This window comes from Natronobiforma cellulositropha, from assembly GCF_025629245.1.
GTDB lineage: Archaea > Halobacteriota > Halobacteria > Halobacteriales > Natrialbaceae > Natronobiforma > Natronobiforma cellulositropha.
The window spans coordinates 1-17,603 of record NZ_JANZXN010000056.1; the positions used below are offsets into that span (position 1 = coordinate 1).

General features: G+C 65.3%; 17 protein-coding genes. 12 read left to right on the forward strand and 5 right to left on the reverse strand.

The window, feature by feature from the left end; all coding sequences use genetic code 11:
* Positions 1–71: 71 nt before the first annotated feature.
* Complete coding sequence (locus tag N0B15_RS16235) at positions 72–587, reverse strand: hypothetical protein (protein WP_263020756.1); 516 nt, start codon at positions 585–587, stop codon at positions 72–74.
* 377 nt (positions 588–964) lie between these two features.
* Between N0B15_RS16235 and N0B15_RS16240 the strand changes: the two genes are divergently transcribed.
* Positions 965–1,558, forward strand: coding sequence for a hypothetical protein (locus N0B15_RS16240; protein ID WP_263020757.1), 594 nt, complete (start codon positions 965–967; stop codon positions 1,556–1,558).
* 190 nt (positions 1,559–1,748) lie between these two features.
* Here the strand turns inward: N0B15_RS16240 and N0B15_RS16245 are convergent, their stop codons facing one another.
* Both N0B15_RS16245 and N0B15_RS16250 read right to left on the reverse strand, forming a co-directional pair.
* Positions 1,749–2,180, reverse strand: a complete 432-nt coding sequence (locus N0B15_RS16245; RefSeq protein WP_263020758.1) for a type II toxin-antitoxin system VapC family toxin — start codon at positions 2,178–2,180, stop codon at positions 1,749–1,751.
* Complete coding sequence (locus N0B15_RS16250) at positions 2,177–2,464, reverse strand: hypothetical protein (protein ID WP_263020759.1); 288 nt, start codon at positions 2,462–2,464, stop codon at positions 2,177–2,179. Before N0B15_RS16250 ends, N0B15_RS16245 begins: the two co-directional genes overlap by 4 nt.
* Before the next feature lie 95 nt (positions 2,465–2,559).
* Here N0B15_RS16250 and hemB point away from each other — a divergent pair, with 95 nt between their 5' ends.
* The 5 genes from hemB to N0B15_RS16275 all read left to right on the forward strand — a co-directional run bounded on the left by hemB (position 2,560) and on the right by N0B15_RS16275 (position 8,931).
* Positions 2,560–3,567, forward strand: a complete 1,008-nt coding sequence (gene hemB / locus N0B15_RS16255; protein ID WP_263020760.1) for a porphobilinogen synthase — start codon at positions 2,560–2,562, stop codon at positions 3,565–3,567.
* A 464-nt stretch (positions 3,568–4,031) separates the two neighbouring features.
* Entirely contained in the window at positions 4,032–5,753 is a 1,722-nt protein-coding gene (locus N0B15_RS16260; RefSeq protein ID WP_263020761.1) for an ammonium transporter, read from the forward strand.
* A 196-nt stretch (positions 5,754–5,949) separates the two neighbouring features.
* Positions 5,950–7,296 (forward strand): glutamate-1-semialdehyde 2,1-aminomutase, encoded by a 1,347-nt coding sequence (hemL, locus tag N0B15_RS16265; protein WP_263020762.1) that lies wholly within the window; start codon positions 5,950–5,952, stop codon positions 7,294–7,296.
* Between the two features lie 236 nt (positions 7,297–7,532).
* Entirely contained in the window at positions 7,533–8,624 is a 1,092-nt protein-coding gene (locus N0B15_RS16270) for an eCIS core domain-containing protein (RefSeq protein WP_263020763.1), read from the forward strand.
* A gap of 4 nt (positions 8,625–8,628) precedes the next feature.
* The gene (locus N0B15_RS16275) at positions 8,629–8,931 is read left to right on the forward strand and encodes a colicin immunity domain-containing protein (RefSeq protein WP_425494246.1); all 303 of its coding nucleotides are present in this window, start codon (positions 8,629–8,631) and stop codon (positions 8,929–8,931) included.
* A 46-nt stretch (positions 8,932–8,977) separates the two neighbouring features.
* On the opposite strand, the gene N0B15_RS16280 is transcribed toward N0B15_RS16275, so the two are convergent.
* Positions 8,978–10,564: an HTTM domain-containing protein gene (locus N0B15_RS16280; protein WP_263020765.1), complete on the reverse strand. Its 1,587-nt coding sequence runs from the start codon at positions 10,562–10,564 to the stop codon at positions 8,978–8,980.
* A gap of 223 nt (positions 10,565–10,787) precedes the next feature.
* Between N0B15_RS16280 and N0B15_RS16285 the strand changes: the two genes are divergently transcribed.
* The 6 genes from N0B15_RS16285 (at position 10,788) to recJ (ending at position 16,795) form a co-directional block, all read left to right on the forward strand.
* The gene (locus tag N0B15_RS16285) at positions 10,788–11,816 is read left to right on the forward strand and encodes a DMT family transporter (protein WP_263020766.1); all 1,029 of its coding nucleotides are present in this window, start codon (positions 10,788–10,790) and stop codon (positions 11,814–11,816) included.
* A 74-nt stretch (positions 11,817–11,890) separates the two neighbouring features.
* Positions 11,891–12,589, forward strand: coding sequence for a hypothetical protein (locus N0B15_RS16290; RefSeq protein ID WP_263020767.1), 699 nt, complete (start codon positions 11,891–11,893; stop codon positions 12,587–12,589).
* Between the two features lie 75 nt (positions 12,590–12,664).
* Positions 12,665–13,801, forward strand: a complete 1,137-nt coding sequence (gene hemC, locus N0B15_RS16295; protein ID WP_263020768.1) for a hydroxymethylbilane synthase — start codon at positions 12,665–12,667, stop codon at positions 13,799–13,801.
* Positions 13,802–14,572: a uroporphyrinogen-III C-methyltransferase gene (gene cobA, locus N0B15_RS16300; protein ID WP_263020769.1), complete on the forward strand. Its 771-nt coding sequence runs from the start codon at positions 13,802–13,804 to the stop codon at positions 14,570–14,572.
* A 2-nt stretch (positions 14,573–14,574) separates the two neighbouring features.
* The gene (locus tag N0B15_RS16305) at positions 14,575–15,318 is read left to right on the forward strand and encodes a uroporphyrinogen-III synthase (protein ID WP_263020782.1); all 744 of its coding nucleotides are present in this window, start codon (positions 14,575–14,577) and stop codon (positions 15,316–15,318) included.
* 49 nt (positions 15,319–15,367) lie between these two features.
* Positions 15,368–16,795: a RecJ family nuclease gene (recJ, locus tag N0B15_RS16310; RefSeq protein WP_263020770.1), complete on the forward strand. Its 1,428-nt coding sequence runs from the start codon at positions 15,368–15,370 to the stop codon at positions 16,793–16,795.
* On the opposite strand, the gene N0B15_RS16315 is transcribed toward recJ, so the two are convergent.
* On the reverse strand, positions 16,796–17,548 hold the full coding sequence (locus tag N0B15_RS16315; protein WP_263020771.1) for a PHP domain-containing protein: 753 nt from the start codon (positions 17,546–17,548) through the stop codon (positions 16,796–16,798).
* Positions 17,549–17,603 lie beyond the last annotated feature (55 nt).

A 17,603-nucleotide genomic window follows, 5' to 3' on the forward strand; every position in this document is an offset into this window, starting at 1 on the left:
CCTGGTTTGGACAATTCCGCGAACTCGTCCTCAAGTGCGCCGTCAGAAACATCGAACTCGCGCTCGACCGCTCAAACCCATGAATTCAGGCGTCTAAACAAGGCCGTCCCTGCAGCAATTGCTGGCCACTCAGTTCTCACATTCCAATCACTTATCCCTTGATGAATTAACAAGATTCCAAGTACGACAACTGCCCCTGCCGTCTGGAGAACAAGATACTCCGTTGAATTTTCAAGAAGGGGAGGCACGATCTTCGTGATAATTCCAGAGATCATAGTCATCACGCCTATCCGGAAGAATAGTGTCCGGTCTTTCGATCCAAACAGGTGGCTGGCGGACTTGGCATACTCATCGCCCTGGTCGTACAGAAGTTCCGCTACAAACCCAATCAGAACACCTTGAATTCCAAGTATAACTACCCAGCCCCATCCTGATAAGGCCCCCTCCATAAGTTGTAGAATTGAACTAACAGTTCTGATCTCAAAGTAGAGACCAAAAGTAGTGAGGACAGAGACAACGAGAAAGTAGACTTGCCACGGTTTGTATTCGCTCTCTTCAACTTGGACATGGATGTCTTTTAGTTTCATCTATTATATTTTTGATCTGCTCAAAGCATTTGCTTCTCTATCAACGTGAGACGGAAATTCATACAGCGAGGATTCGGGAAGCACATCGAAACGAGCACCAGTGTTACGGACAAGGGAGTGATCTGATTGAGTCCAGATCGAAATCTCTGTTGACGTTTCACCCAATCCAGTTCCAGGTTCACCCTTGGAAGCCCCAACTGGAATGAGCGGAACCCAATTGAATTCGCTGCCGAGTTTTCGTCGCACAGATCATAGAGTCTTGAGCTTGTGAATTATACTTCCTCTGAGTGGCCAGTTGGTAACCACAAATCCGTGGTTGGCACCCGACGACTCAGCGAATCACTCAAGATGATAGTAGTACTGATGGTTCATGGATCATGACTGGTACCAAACTGCCGGAGTTTATCGAACGTGAGGTCCTGCTTGACGTTACAACTGTTCAAGTTCCTGATGAGGCTCTCTTGAAGTGTTTCGTACGAGCAAACAAACCGTTTCTGAGCAAATCAGCTGTTGCCGAGATGTCTGATCTCAGCGACGAGGGTGCTCGGAAGCGACTGAATTCCCTGGTAGATCGGGGAGTATTATTGAGCGCGGACGCCGGGAAACAGACCAAAATCTACTGGCTCAATAATCCGCGATCACGTTGGCCAGTACCAAGTGACTTAGCAGGAGCCCCATCTAAGCTCGAGGAACCGATGGGTGAAACTGTGATACGGATCAACCGCTTGACGACGTTCACGATGCTGTTCGCTGGAACCATCGCCAGCCTCTATGTCCTCGAGTGGATGAGTGGCCTCCAGATTACTGATGGAGTGTTTGAGGCCTCCTTAAACCCATCAGTAATGCCAGCACTCGCGTTCGGATTGCTGGCAATTGTATTTTATATTGCCCTCCAGACATCGCTGCAGGTAGAGAACGATGATGCGGGGTGGCCAACTATCCGGCGAGTGTATCGACGAATGACTAACTAGACTCCTCGGTAAAATACACTGGTCAGAAAGATTGGACTCGATATTGTAAAGTTCTGGATTGCGATAGAGACTATTTGTCACGGCCGAACCAGCCTCGAGCCCTCGGACCGCATCGCCCTGATCTTCGTCGACGCGGCCGCCGACGAGCGCCTCCCCATCGAGTCGATGCCCGGCCACGAGTGCGAGTAAATCAGATGATTGCGGGATCGATCCGGTCGACGACCCCGTCGAAATCGTCGTCGAAACTGAGGACGGCGTCGATGTCGTAGTGATCGACGAGTGTGACGATAGTTGCATCCGTGAAACTGAGCGATTGATCGTCGTATCGTTCGAAGGTGTCGACTGTACGGCTGAAGACCGGTTCAGTCACGTACAGGAGATCGAATACGCGCGGGAACGGTTCGACACCACGGATCCGTTCCCCAACCCGTATCGCCGGTTCGATTCGTCCCGTCCGTTGACGAACCAAGGTGACGGTTTCGTCGTAGACGTACTCACTGGTGAAGAGACGGCCGTATTCGCCGGTCGTGATCGTCTCGAACGCGTCGGTGGCGATACGGTGTCGTGGTGCATCTTCGTCGTGGTGCGCGTAGAAGACGTTCGTGTCGATGAAGAGGCTCATTCGAGTTCAGAGCCGTACAGCGCCTCGTCGATCTCGTCTTCAGTCACAGGGTTTCCGGATGCGACGGTCCCCGAGAGAAACTGCTCGATCTCGTCTTCGGAGAGCCCGTCCCACTCCTCGCGAAACGAATCGATGAACGACGAGTGCGAGTCGTATGCTGTATCGACGAGCTGTTTTAATATCTCCTGTTGCGTCACCTTTCGTCCGGTCTCGAGTTTGATTTCTGCTTGGAGGCGTTCGATGCGGTCTTTCGTCTGTTCGTCCATCTTCACGGAGGTCGACATAGATACAGATACACTCAGTAGAGAAGTAAACGTTTCTACTGGCTCGGACGCCGAGCGTGCGAGGCGCTTTTCGTCCCGCTGACGAATACGGGTGTATGGACGACTACTCGCTCACCCACCGGCCGCGTCGCCTCCGACAGGACCGCATCCGGGGACTGGTCAGCGAAACCAGCCTCGAGCCCTCGGACCTCATCGCTCCCGTCTTCGTCGACGCGACGGCCGACGAGCGCATCCCCATCGAGTCGATGCCCGGCCAGGAGCGCGTCCCGCTCGCCGAGGCGGTCGCCCGCGTCGAGGAGGTCCTCGAGACCGGCGTCGAGGCCGTCATGCTCTTCGGCATTCCCGAGTCGAAAGACGCCGAGGGGACCCGCGCCTGGGCCGAGGACGGCGTGATCCAGGAGGCGACCCGCCGCATCACCACGGAGACCGACGCCTACGTCCTCACCGACGTCTGTCTGTGTGAGTACACCGACCACGGCCACTGCGGCCCGCTCGAGGACGGACTCGGCGAGGGCCACAGCCACGCGACGCTCACCGTCGACAACGACGCGACGCTCGAGCGCCTCGAGCGGATCGCCGTCTCGCACGCACGCGCGGGTGCGGATATGCTCGCGCCGAGCGGGATGATGGACGGAATGGTGGGGGCGATGCGGTCGGCGCTGGACCGCGAGGGGTTCGAGCACCTGCCGATCATGAGCTACGCCGCGAAGTACGAGAGCGCCTTCTACGGGCCGTTTCGCGACGCCGCCGACGGCGCACCCGCCTTCGGCAACCGCCGCCACTACCAGATGGACCCCGCGAACGCGCGCGAGGCGCTCCGGGAAGTCCGCCTCGACGTCGAGCAGGGTGCGGACGTGCTGATGGTCAAACCCGCCCTGCCCTACCTCGACATCGTCGCCGCGCTGCGTCGGGAGTTCGACCACCCCATCGCGGCCTACAACGTCTCCGGCGAGTACGCCATGCTCCACGCCGCCGCGGAGAAGGGCTGGCTGGATCTGGAGGCAGTCGCCCACGAGTCGCTCCTCTCGATCAAGCGCGCGGGTGCGGACCTCATTCTGACCTACTTCGCAGAACAAATCGCGGCCGACCTCGGCCACGGCTGAGCACCCCCTCGAGTCCGAACGCGACGCCGGGTGTCGAATCGTCACACACGAGCGCTACGAGCGGCGGCCGGGTTGGCCGTTCGTCCACTCGGACGGCCGCTCGAGGGAGACGGTGACAATATCTGCCGCGCGCGAGCAACAGTCGTCCGGTTCCCGCGCCAGGACGGCGGTATTTCTCCCCACAGGCCGGAACGGTGGTCTACGTTCGTCCAATGTATAAGCGCCGGTCGTAAACCACCTGTGTGATCGATGCCCTTATACAAACAAAGGATGCCTTATATTCGTTCGATCGTCCCTCGTAGACACCCACAACCAGCCGTTTGTCAACGCTAACCCTTATATGGAACTGAACGCTCGTACTCGAACGTGAATTGGATGACAATCACAAGTCAACAGCGTCCCACAGTGGACGTTCGTAGGGGGAATCGCGTTACGAGTGAAACGAGTACGGAGGTGTCGGCCGAATGATCGAGACCGCCGTGTTGCAGGCGACCGAGGCCGACCTCGAGGCCCTGGTCAACGGCATCAACATGACCTGGTGGCTGACCGTCACCTTCCTGATCTTCTTCATGCACGCGGGCTTCGCGATGCTCGAGGCGGGGCAGGTCCGCTCGAAGAACGTCGCGAACCAGCTGACGAAGAACATGCTGACCTGGGCGGTCGGCATCCTCGTCTTCTTCGTCATCGGGATGGGGCTGTCGAACAACGTCGGTGCCCTACTCGGTGGTGGGGAGACCGGTTCCTGGACGATGTTCGGCGCGGACCCGAGCATCGGGATGACCGAGTGGCTGTTCAGCGCCGTCTTCGCGATGACCGCCGCCACCATCGTCTCCGGTGCGGTGGCGGGACGTGCGAAACTCCGCGCGTACATCGGGTACACGTTCTTGCTCGCCGCGCTGATCTACCCGGTCGTCGCCGCGATGGTCTGGTACGGTGGTGACCCACCAATCCTCGCCGCCATGGGCTTCGAGGACTTCGCGGGCGGGATGGTCGTCCACGGCGTCGGCGGTATCGCTGGCCTGACCGCCGCTTGGATCATCGGCGCGCGGATCGGGCGCTTCAACGAGGACGGCTCGGCGAACGTCATCCCCGGCCACTCGATGACCTTCGCCGTCCTCGGGACGCTGATCCTCTGTTTCGGCTGGTTCGGCTTCAACGTCGGGACGGCCGCAACCGTCGTCAGCTACGACGGTGGCAGTGTCATGCTCGGTGACTTCACCGTCGTCGGCCGCGTCGCCGCCGTCACCGCCCTCGGGATGGGTCTCGGGGCGATCGGTGCAGGCGGCGTCTCGTGGTGGATGAACGGGAAGGTCGACACCCTGTACGTCGCCAACGGCATGCTCGCCGGTCTCGTCGGCGTCACCGGCCCGACCAACCTCATCACGCCGATGGGTGCGATCGCGATCGGACTGCTGGCCGGTGCACAGCTGCCGATCGTGTTCACGTTCGTCGAGAAGTACCTCAAGATCGACGACGTCTGTGCGGTGTTCCCGGTCCACGGGAGCGCAGGCATGCTCGGTCTCATCATCTACCCGCTGTGGTCCGTCAACGGAACCGTCGTCGGTGGCGGTCTCGTCGCCGGCGGCGTCTTCTCGATCGAAGCCGGACAGTTCGTCCCACAGATCGTCGGCGTCGCCGTGATCACGGTCTGGACGGTGCTCGCGACCGCCGCCGTCTGGGGCGCGTTCAAGGCCATCGGTCAGGCACGCGTCACACCCGAACACGAACACGACGGTCTCGACGTCGCCGAACACGGCGTCGACACCTACCCCGAGTTCGGCCAGACCGACATCGTCTCCGACGGCGGACGCGAGATCCGCACCGACGGCGGCGAGAGCGAGGCCGAACTCAAGATGGTCACCGCGATCATCCGCCCCGACCGCCTCGGCGCGGTCAAGCGCGCACTCGCCGAAACCGGCGCGCCCTCGCTCACCGTCACCAACGTCTCCGGCCGTGGCTCCCAGCCCGCGAAGAAAGGCCAGTGGCGCGGTGAGGAGTACACCGTCGACCTCCACCAGAAGGTCAAGATCGACTGCGTCGTCGCCGACATCCCCGCCGAAGACGTCGTCGACGCGATCCGCGACGCCGCCAACACCGGCGAACCCGGCGACGGCAAGATCTTCGTCCTCCCGGTCGACGGTGCCTACCAGGTCCGCACCGGCAAGAGCGGCACGGACGCGGTCTGATCTCGCTCGCATCCGCTGTGTGAACCCGGCTCGCCCCCTCGCGGGCGACGGTCGACACACGCGTTTTTCTCGAGCGCTCTCTCTTCGAAGCGATCTCCGTCACCGCGAGCGATGGCTCGAGCGTGCTCGCACCGGCCGACCACTCGAGCGGACGACCTCGGTACTACTTTGAACACGGCTGTCTAAGAGCCGCGGTATGAACCACGAGCACTCACGCACCCTGTACGACCGTGCGCTCTCGGTGATGCCCGGCGGCGTCAACTCCGCGGTCCGGGCGGCCGTCGAACCCTACCCGCTGTTCGTCAGGAAGGGGGTCGGCGGCCACGTCATCGACGCCGACGGCAACCGCTTCGTCGACTGGGTGATGGGTCTCGGGCCGCTGTTGCTCGGCCACGACCTGCCCGAATCCGTCCAGGCGGCGATCCAGCGCACCACGAGCGAGGGACCGATGTACGGCATGCCGACCGAAGTCGAGATCGACCTCGCGGAGTTCGTCGTCCGCCACGTCCCGAGCGTCGAGAAGATCCGCTTCGTCAACTCCGGCACCGAGGCGACGGTCTCCGCGGTCCGCCTCGCCCGCGGCTACACCGGCCGGAACAAGATCGTCATCATGGAAGGCGGCTACCACGGCGCTCAGGAGTCGACGCTCGTAGAGGGCGACACCGAGAACCCCCGTCCCTCCTCGGCAGGCATCCCTCAGAGCTTCGCCGAACACACCCTCCGCGTCCCCTTCAACGACGCCGAGGCGATGACCGCCCTCTTCGAGGACCACGGCGAGGAGATCGCCGCCGTGATGACCGAACCCATCCTCGGCAACTACGGCATCGTCCACCCCGTCCCCGGCTACCTCGAGTTCCTCCGCGAGATCACCGACGAACACGGTGCGCTGCTCGTCTTCGACGAGGTCATCACCGGCTTCCGCGTCGGCGGTCTCGGCTGTGCTCAGAGTCACTTCGGCGTCACGCCCGACCTGACCACCTTCGGGAAGATCATCGGCGGCGGCTTCCCCGTCGGCGCCATCGGCGGCCGCGCCGAGATCATCGAACACTTCGCCCCCGTCGGCGACGTCTTCCAGGCGGGCACCTTCTCCGGCCACCCCGTCACGATGGCCGCCGGACTCGAGACGCTCCAGTTCGCCGCCGAACACGACGTCCACGAACACGTCCACGCCCTCGGCGACCGCCTGCGCGAGGGACTCAGTGAGATCGTCGCCGACCAGGCCCCGAACTACACCGTCGTCGGCACGGCCGACATGTTCAAAGTCGTCTTCACGCGCGAGGGACCGGGTGCGAACGGTCTCGAGGGCGTGTGCAGCGGCGGCTGTCGCCAGGACCCCGACTGCGCGCGCTACGACTACTGTCCGAAAAACGGCGGCGACGTCACCCGCGCCGAGACCGAACGCTGGCGACGGCTCTTCTGGGGCCGGATGAAAGAACAGGGCATCCTCCTCAGCCAGAACCAGTTCGAGAGCCAGTTCGTCAGCTACGCCCACACCGACGCCGACGTCGAGGAGACGCTCGAGGCCTACAAAGAGGCGCTGTAGCGGCGCTCGGGGAATTCTCGGCGTGGTGAACGTGGAGACGTGAGGTTCGAACACGGAATTCCGTGCGGGGGGTTGTCACTCCCGACTGAGACGTCACGATGCCCACCGACAGGGAGGACGGTTTGCTCCCCTGTCGACGAGCGTCAGGTGGTCCCGTATCTGGCGAAAACAACTAAGACGCTAAGACGATGACTAATACTGATCACCATGGCGAACGATTGGTCGAGGCGAGAGCGATGAGACACGATCGCAGACGGAGCGACGGCGCTGACAGTCACTCGAGCGACGAGAGAAGAGCGCGTCACCGACAGCCTCCGGAGCGACAGGTACCGGGTCTTCCAAAATCGGCGTACGCTACTCGGGAAAACGCCGCGCACGTCGACGACCTCGTCGCGCGTTTCGGCCACCAGCGGGTGCTCGAGTGGGCCGAGACCGGCGGTCTCGAGCCCGGATTCAACACCCCGGCGGGCGAAGAGATCCGCCTCGCTCGAGCGCGAAGTGCGGCCGCAGGTGTCGAGATTGACACCGCGAGTGTCCAGCGTTCGATCCCGGCGCAGGCCGATCACGGGCCAGCGGGGACGACGGCGACACCTGACGTGGTTCGGACCGTGCTCTCAGAGCCGGGACACCCACTCGAGGGAGATGTCCGGGCGGAGATGGAAACACGCATGGGATCGACGTTCGGAGACGTCCGACTGCACACCGGCCCGAGTGCAGCGGCAGCCGCGAGCACACTCGAGGCACGGGCGTTCACAGCCGGGAATCACGTGGTCTTCGGCCGCGGTGAGTACGACCCCGAGAGCACGGAGGGGAAATACCTACTCGCACACGAACTGGCCCACGTTCGACAGCAGACCGGTGGCCAGATCAGTATGCTCCCCCAGGAAGGGAGTTCGCTCGTGATCGATCCCGACCCGGTCCTCGAGCGGGAAGCCGACGAGACAACCACGCGAGCAGTGTCGGCCGAAGAAACGGTAGTCGCCACTCGTCTGGGAACCGGCATCTACATACAGCGGATGATGAGCGCGTTGGGCGTCACATTTCCGAAGGAACAGCTTCAGAGCAAGATTAAACACGGTACAGACTTCGGTGTCGCGAAAAACTGGAGTAAAAAGAACGGAAAACGGTTTCAGCAGGCACTCGAGGACCATATCAACGACAGCAACACCCAGCAAATCAATGGGACCTATCGTGGGAAGAATGTAACACACTACTATAATCCCACCACGGGTCTCGTCGTCATCGTCAAAAAGAACGGTGAGTTTCTTTCCGGCTGGAAGCTCAGCCCGGACCAGGAGTACTATCTGACGACCAGCGGTTCACTATGAGGCGATGTTCGTGAACGAACGAGAAATTATATCCAAGTACCGGACCATGATCGGGAGGTATCGAGCGGGTGAACTGGACGCAGAGACGTTTACAGAGACGTATCTCGAGACGTTCAAAACCGAGACCGGCGGGCTCTCCGAGGCGACCTACCGGATACTGCAGACGCTGTTCGCCGAGGCTGACGCCTACTGTGCGGACCCGGCCCTGCGCGACGAGTGGGACATCGACGAAGCGGAGCTACGCGAGGCCGTCGCGGACGCCGATACGAAACTCGAGGCACGGGCGCAGGCGATAGGCGAAGAGTAGGCGGCCGGTGGCCGTGACGAAACGGGCGGCCGATGGCCGACAGCGCTCAGATATCGGGGAGGCCGAGCGTCTTCGGCTCGTTGTCACCGCAGCCGTGACGGTAGAGCTGAGCCGCCCGCTGGTCGCGCTCTGAGAGCGGGTCGATGGTGTCCATCGTGATCGGTTCGGTCACCGTGTACATGTTGACGTGGGTGAGTTCGACGCCGCGTTCCTCACCCCAGGTCTCACAGAGGTGCTCGGCGAGGTGGCGGTGGGCGTCGTTGCGGTCGTGCTGGGCGGCACGCCGGACGCTGTTCATGTAGAAGCGCTCACGGTAGGTGCCGTACTGCGTCTGGAGGGGTTCCGCCGGGCGCTGGAAGGTGAGTTCCCGGTCGTTGTAGACGTCGAAGCGCTCGCCGTCGACGGTCTCGGCGGGGAAGACGTAGTAGCGGTCGGTCGTCCGCGGGGTCGGCGCGAAGACGCCCCACGGCGGCTGGGCGACGCCGAAGGTCGCCGCGGTGTCCTCGATGGTTCGCTCGGGACCGACCTCGCGCTCGTCGAAGCCCGCGACCGGCGCGTACGAGAAGAGCGCGAAGACGACGAACGCGCCGATGATGGCGACGATCGCCGCGTTGTAGACGAACTGACGCGCCTCGAGCACGTCCGGTGAGTCGAAGCGGTAAGCCGGGAGGTACGCCGCGAGGCGCTCGAGTCGCTCGAGCCGAGCGACGAGCGGGGCAATGTCGATGTCGAGGAAGCGTAAGATGGCCTGCCCGTCCTCCCAGAGCTGTGTCTGGACGAAGAGGGTGAGACCGGCGAGGGCGACGTAGGCGAACGCGCCGATGCGGACGGTGAGCGCGAAGGTGGCGTGGCCGCCCACGAAGAGCACGAGCAGGGGCAGGCGTTTCCGCCCGACCAGCAGGATCAACAGCGGCGAGAGGAGCAGCATGTAGAACCAGAGCAAGCCGCCGAGGGTCAGCAACGTCGGGAACTCCCGGACGTACTCGGCGAGGAGGAACGTCATGTCGTCGAGACCCATGATCTTCGGCGTCGCCGTCCCCCCGGTCCACAGCTCGTTCTGGGACTTGTGGTAGCCGTTGAGGAAGTACATGTGGACCATCTGGAGGAGGATCAGCGCCGTGGCGACGCTGGCGACCGACTGACGCGGCGGGCGGTCCCGGTGGACCGCGTCGACCGACCAGCGCTCGCCGAGCGGGAGGAAGATGGCCCAGAATGTGAGCAGCCGGAAGAGGGTGTCCGCGTAGCTCGTCACCAGCGGATTGTGGTGGTCGAGCGAGATGACGAACAGGAACGAGACGATCATCATCAGGCGCGTCTTGTAGCCGACGATCAGCCCGATGGCGAACAGCACCTGGACGCCGAGCAAGAGCGCGATGAGCGTCGGGTCGGTCGTCAGGTGGAAGAAGGAAAAGCCCTCCCTGACCGCCAGCGCGAGGTCACGGGGGACGGTGCCGTCGTTCGTATAGTAAAACGAGAAGTTTCGCGAGCGAAGCGCGACGTCCGCGATGATGAGCAGACCGATGAAGACGCGGAACACGGCGAGTGTCCGCGCGTCGATCCGAACACACTCTCTGAGATTGTCGAAGATCCGTCTCGAGAGACCGGTCACTCGCCCCGTCGCGGTACGCGCCATCTGTTCACCTCGATAGAGGCAACCGGCATATTCTTTCTGGTTGGCTGTCGGGTGGTCGAAACGTGGTGATGCGAGACGGGCTGTCTGGAAAATGGTTGGTATTCCTATGGTTTCGTATCCTCTTCCAGTGTGCATCGGTATCACTCGACGCGTGTTCGACACTCTCGAGCGCTCTCCCTCGAGAAGCAGAACCTAAAAGTGCGACCGGCCCGTGACGTGTGTAATGACTGACTCCCGAGACGTTCTGCTGTTCGGTGCGCTCGCGCTCGTCTGGGGGACCTCGTTCACCGCGATCGAGATCGGACTCGAGTCGCTGCCGCCGCTGCTGTTCGCCGCGTTGCGCTTCGACGTCGCCGCGCTGTGTTTCGTGGCCGTCGTCGTCGCGTTCGGCCACCCCTGGCGGCCGCAGACGGGTGGTGACTGGGCGCTGATCGCCGTCGGCGGCGTGGTGCTCGTCGGCGCACACTACGCGCTGTTGTTCCTCGGACAGGCGACCGTCTCGAGCGCCGTCGCCGCCATCGTCCTGAGCCTCGTCCCCATCGTGACGCCGCCGCTGGCGCTCGCGGTGGTGCCGGGCGTGCGGGTTCGGGCACCCGCGGTCGCCGGTCTCCTCGTCGGCCTGCTGGGTGTGGTCCTCGTCGCGCTCTCGAGTGGCTCACTCGGCGGGAGTCTCCTCGGTGTCGGCCTGCTGGTCGCCTCGGCGGTGGCGTTCGCGCTGGGGACAGTACTGGCCGAACGCGTCTCGGGCTCGCTCCCGCTCGTCTCGGTCCAGGCGTGGGCGATGGCCGTCGGTGCGCTCTGTCTCCACGCGGTCAGCGTCGCTCACCCGGGGGAGTCACTCGCCGGTATCGAGTGGAGCCTCACCGCACTCGGCGCGCTCGCCTACCTCGGCGTCGTCGCGACCGCGGGCGCGTTCGTCGTCTACTTCGTCTTACTCGAGCGCCTCGGCTCGAGCGAACTCACGATGGTCAACTACGCCGTGCCGGTCGTCGCCGCCGGCTTCGGCTGGGCGCTGCTCGGCGAGACGATCACCGCGGCGACGGTCGTCGGCTTCGCGGCGATCGTCCTCGGGTTCGCCCTCTGTAAGGTCGACGTGCTCTGGCAGCGGGGCGCGCCGGTGGTCGGCTACGGCCCGTATCGCCCGGTCAGTGTCGAGACGGACGAGTGTGTGGTCAACGGGAACGTCTACCTCGCGAGCGGCGCAGGTAGCACTCCGCGAGGTCACTCGAGGGGAATCGTGAGCGACGACTGACGGCGGTGTCGGTCTCGTCGGTGGCGGACATCGGACAGTAGACGTAACTGTCGCCCCGTCGAACCTCGAGAGAGATGGAACGAGCGGGACGTTCGCTGCTCGGGCGCGGCGTCGGCGAGGTCGACTCGGCGCGACTGATCGAACGGCTGTGCTTTCTGTTCCCGCCCGTCATCGGCGTCGGTATCGTGGGCGTGCTCCAGGAGGCAGCGCCCGGCGTCTCGCTGCTCAGGTGGGGACTCCTCCAGGTCAGCGCGTTCGGCTACACCGCGTTGACCCTGGGGCTGGCGCTCGCGCTGTTTCTCGACGCGCGGCGACTCCGGACCCAGAGCCGTGCGGTCGCGAACTGGCGGCCGAACCCGTGGATCAACGCCGCGTTCGCGCTGGTGTGGGCGCCTGCAGCGGGCGTCGTCTACCTCCACCGGCGGCACAAACGCCTCGGCACCCCGGTGGGGTGGCACGGCTGGTGGTTCGTCGTCGCACTCACGCTCGCCACGACGCTCGCCGGCGCGGCGACGGCGGCCGTCGCGTTCGTGCTCGCGATGCCGACGCTGTTCGCGACCGCAGTCGGTCTCACCGGTGCCATCGCGCTCGGGACCTTTCCGATCGCGCTCCACCAGGACGCCGCCTACGTCAGCACGCGGCGGACGCCCTGGCGGCCGAATCCCGGCACCTACCTCGGTCTCGCCTTCCTCAGCCTCTCGCTCCCGGTGATACAGCCGGTACTCGCCGCCTACTACCTCTACCGGCGCCGGCGGGTACTCGGCGTCCCCTAGTACCTCACGACGGGCGGGTCACGTCCCCGTCTCGAGAACGTGCGCTTTTCATAGTTCAGGCCCCGAAGACCGAACATGAAAACACGCGGGACGATCCGACTGGCCACGCGGGGGTCGACACTGGCGCTACGCCAGGCCGACCTGGTGGTGGAGGCGCTCGAGGCGCGTGGGTACGAGGTCGACCTCGTCACCGTCGAGACGACCGGCGATCAGATCCGAGACGAGTTGATCCACCGGCTCGGCAAGACGGGGGCGTTCGTCCGCGAACTCGACGAGCGCGTCCTCGCCGAGGAGGTCGACGGCGCGATCCACTCGATGAAGGACATGCCGACCGAACAGCCGAGCGACCTCGTGACCGCCGTCGTCCCCGAGCGCGGCCGTCCGGGTGACGTCCTCGTCACTCCCGACGGGTCCACCCTCGAGGAGCTCCCCGAGGGGGCGACCGTCGGCACCTCGAGTCTGCGCCGTCGGGCCCAGCTGCTCGCCGCCCGGCCGGACCTGTCGGTCGAACCCGTCCGCGGCAACGTCGACACCCGCCTCGAGAAACTGCTCGCGTCGACGATGGACGAGCGACTCGCGGAGCGTCGCGAGGCGGCGGCCGACCGGCGCGCGAGCGCCGGAGACGGCTACAAGCCCGACTACAGCGACGACGAGGAGGACGAGCCACTCACCGTCGACGAGTGGGTCGAGTCGCTCTCTTCACTCGAGCGAGGGGCGCTCGAGCGCGAGACCGAGACGAACCTCGACGCGCTCGTCCTCGCCGAGGCCGGGCTCGACCGGAGCGGCCTGGCCGAGGAGGTCGACTACGAACGCCTGCCGACGGCCGACTTCGTGCCTGCACCGGGACAGGGTGCGCTCGCGGTGACCGCCCTCGACGGCGAACTCGCACGCGACCTGCGCGGGGCGCTCGACCACCCGCGGACGCGCGTCGAGACGACCGCCGAGCGGACGGTCCTCGCGACCCTCGGCGGCGGCTGTATCGCCCCGATCGGCGTCTACGCCGTCCTCCAGGGCGAGTACGTCCACACGAGCGTCCAGGTGTACGACGCCGACGGCGAGGCGTCGGTCGTCGCCTCGCGCGACCTGCCGGTCGAACGCTACGCCGAGACCGCCCGCGAGTTCGCCCACAGCCTCGAGTCGCGCGGCGCGGGCGAGTTGATCGCCGCCGCTCGCGAGGATGGTGACGTGCCGGACGAACCGGAGGGTAAGTAGATGGTCGGCACCGTCTACCTCGTCGGTAGCGGTCCCGGCGACCCCGACCTGCTGACGGTAAAAGCCGCACGCTTACTCGAGACCTGTGACGTCGTCCTCCACGACAAACTGCCCGGTCCCGAGATCATCGACTCGCTGCCCGACGAGCGTAGCGAGGACGTCGGCAAACGCGCCGGTGGCGAGCGCACCTCACAGGCCGAGATCAACGAGCGTTTGCTCGAACTCGCCCGGGAAGGAAAGACCGTGGTTCGGCTCAAAGGCGGCGACCCGTTCGTCTTCGGCCGCGGCGGGGAGGAGGCTGAGTTCCTCGCCGCCCACGGCGTCCCGGTCGAGGTCGTCCCGGCGGTCACCTCCGCCGTCGCCGCCCCCGCCGTCGCGGGCATCCCCGTCACCCACCGCGATCACGCCTCCTCGGTCTCGTTCGTCACCGGCCACGAGGATCCGACCAAAGAGGAGTCGGCGGTCGACTGGGAGGCGCTCGCGGCGACCGGCGGCACCATCGTCGTCCTGATGGGTGTCGGCCGCCTCCCCGACTACACGAGCGCACTCCTCGAGACCGGCATGGACCCCGAGACGCCCGTCGCGCTGATCGAGCGGGGCACCTGGCCCGACCAGCGCGTCGCGACCGGCACGCTCGAGACCATCGTCGAGGTGCGCGACGAGGCGGACATTTCGCCACCCGCGGTGACGGTGATCGGCGAGGTTGCCAGCACCCGCGAGACCGTCCTCGAGGTGCTCCAGAACGAGGTCCCCGTGGACGGAGGCGAGTGAGCGTGCGCGACCTGACCGTCGCCGTCTTCAGACCCGACGACGAGCGCCTCGCGCAGGCGGTCGACCTCCTCGACTCGCTGGGTGCGACGGCGGTCGCCGACCCGATGCTCGCGGTCGAGCCAACCGGCCAGACGGCCAGAGCCGACGCCGACTACGTGATCCTGACGAGCAAGACCGGCGTCGAACTCGTCGCCGAGGCGGGCTGGCACCCCGGAGAGGCGACCGTCTGCGCCATCGGGCCGGCGACCGCCGCCTGCCTCCGCGAGGCGGGCTACGAGGTCGACGTCGTCCCCGAGACGTACACCTCGAGCGGCCTGGTAGCCGAACTCGAGCACGAGGTCGACGGCGCGCGCGTCGAAGTCGCCCGCAGCGACCACGGCAGTCCGGTGTTGCTCGAGGGACTCGAGGCGGCGGGCGCGTACCTCCACGAGACGGTGCTCTACCGCCTCGTCCGGCCCGACGGCGCGGGTGAGAGCGTCGAGCGCGCCGCCGCGGGCGACCTCGACGCCGCCGCGTTCACCTCCTCGCTGACCGTCGAGCACTTCCTCGAGACCGCCGCCGAAGACGGGATACTCGAGGAGGCGCTCGAGGGACTCGAGACGGCAGTCGTCGGGGCGATCGGCCCGCCCACCCGGCGGACGCTCGAGGGCCACGGCGTCGCCGTCGACGTCGTCCCCGACGACGCGACCGCCGAGGAGTTGCTCTGTGCGGTCGTCGAGCGGGCCGCGCCCTCGTACACGGCCTGACCGGCCGACTTTGCGCACCTTTATCCCGGAAGGCGAACCACCACCAGCCATGACCGGTCCGGTTCCCGAACTCGCGGATCGTGCGGTCGCGTGCGCACAGCGGTTGCTCGAGACCGACCGCGTGCTGCTCGCCTCCCACATCGACGCCGACGGGCTGACGAGCGCCGCCGTCGCCGCACAGGCGCTCGAGCGCGCCGGGATTCCCTTCGAGGCGGTGTTCGAGAAACAGCTCGACGAGGCGGCGATTGCGGGCATCGCCGCCCGCGAGTACGACACCGTCCTGTTCACTGACTTCGGGAGCGGCCAGCTCGACGTGATCGCCGACTACGAGCGCCGCGGCGCGTTCACGCCCGTCATCGCCGACCACCACCAGCCAGCAGAGACCGACACCGAGTACCACCTCAACCCGCTGCTGGTCGGTCTCAACGGCGCGTCGGAGCTCTCGGGAGCAGGCGCGAGTTACGTCCTCGCGCGGGCGCTCGCCGCAGAGAGCGAGTGTGAAATCGAACACGAGAACCGCGATCTGGCGGCGCTGGCGGTCGTGGGTGCCGTCGGCGACATGCAGGCCTCGAGCGGCGAACTCCACGGCGCGAACGCCGGCATCGTCGCCGAAGGCGAGACCGCGGGCGTCCTCGAGACCGGTCCCGACCTCTCCCTCTACGGAAAACAGACCCGGCCGCTGCCGAAACTGCTCGAGTACGCCTCGGACGTCCGGATTCCCGGAATTTCGAACGATGCCAACGGCGCGCTGCGCTTTCTCGACGGACTCGACCTCGAGCTGACCCGCGACGGCGAGTGGCGCTGCTGGTCCGAACTCACGAGCGAGGAGAAACAGGTCCTCGCGAGCGCGCTCGTCAGACGCGCCGTCTCGCGGGGCGTTCCGGCGGGCCGGATCGACGGTCTCGTCTCTACCGCCTACGTCCTCAGCGACGAACCCGTCGGGAGCGAACTCCGTGACGCGAGCGAGTTCTCGACGCTGCTGAACGCGACCGCCCGCTACGAGCGCGCCGACGTCGGTCTCGGCGTCTGTCTCGGCAACCGGGAGGGTGCGCTCGAGCGCGCGCGGACGCTGCTTCGCGACCACCGCCGGAACCTCTCCGCTGGCATCGACCTCGTCACGCGCGAGGGCGTCACCGTCGAGGACAACCTCCAGTGGTTCCACGCGGGCGACCGGATCCGCGAGACCATCGTCGGCATCGTCGCGGGGATGGCCCTCGGCAACGGTGGGATCAGCCGCGAGAAGCCGATCCTCGCGTTCGCCGCGAAGAACGACGACGAACTCAAAGTCTCCGCCCGTGGGACGCACGCGCTCGTCGGGCGCGGTCTCGACCTCTCGGCGGTCGTCGGCGAAGCCGCGAGAGCCGTCGGTGGCGACGGCGGCGGCCACGACGTCGCCGCGGGGGCGACCGTCCCGAAAGGCGAAGAAGAGGCGTTCCTCGAGCGTGCCGACGCCATCGTCGGCGAGCAACTCGGCTGATCAGCGTCGGTCCATCGACGCCGGGACCGTCGGAACGAGCGGCGCGCGCGAGGTCAGGAGGTAGGCGGACTTTCGGGCTGCCCCCTTCGCGTACTGGACGGTGCTCTTTCGGACCGGCGTGCGTTTGCCGCGGATCTGGGTGCGTCCCTCGAGAATCGCCTCGACGAGGTCCTCGCCGTCGATGTCGGCTTTCGCGGTGTCGGGCGCTCTCGGTTCGACCAGCACGTCGGTGTAGGCGCGCCCGACGTTCGGGAGGTAGTGGGCGTCACTGGCACCGATCAGCGGGTAGTCGCGCCGGATCGCGAAGGTCTTCGCCCGGCGGTTGCGGTAGCCGGTAAAGAGCATCGAGTTGTAGGCCTCGATGGCGTCGGCGTCGGTGATGTGGCGCTTTCTGACGCCGTGACGGCTCCGCTGGAAGGGGTGGGGAACGATCGCGATACCGCCGAGTTCGCGGACGGTCTCGACCGTGTCCGCGAAGGGCCGACCCGGCTGTGGGCGTTCGTCGACACCGATGGCCAGAAGGTGGCCGTGGCGCGTCGAGACCTCGACGCCGGGAATGCCGACGAGACCGTACTCGGGGGCGATGGCCGCCGCACGGCGGGACTCGGCGATCTCGTCGTGGTCGGTGATGACGACCCCGTCGAGACCGATGTCGGCGGCGTGTTCTAAGATCAGTTCGATCGGTTCGTGGCCGTCGTAGGAGTCGTCCGAGTGGACGTGAAAGTCGATCCGAAAGCGTCTCAGAGCGGTCATAGGATCCGTCGGTAGACGGTGCTATTCTCAGTAGTCCGGTAGCACGTATAAACAC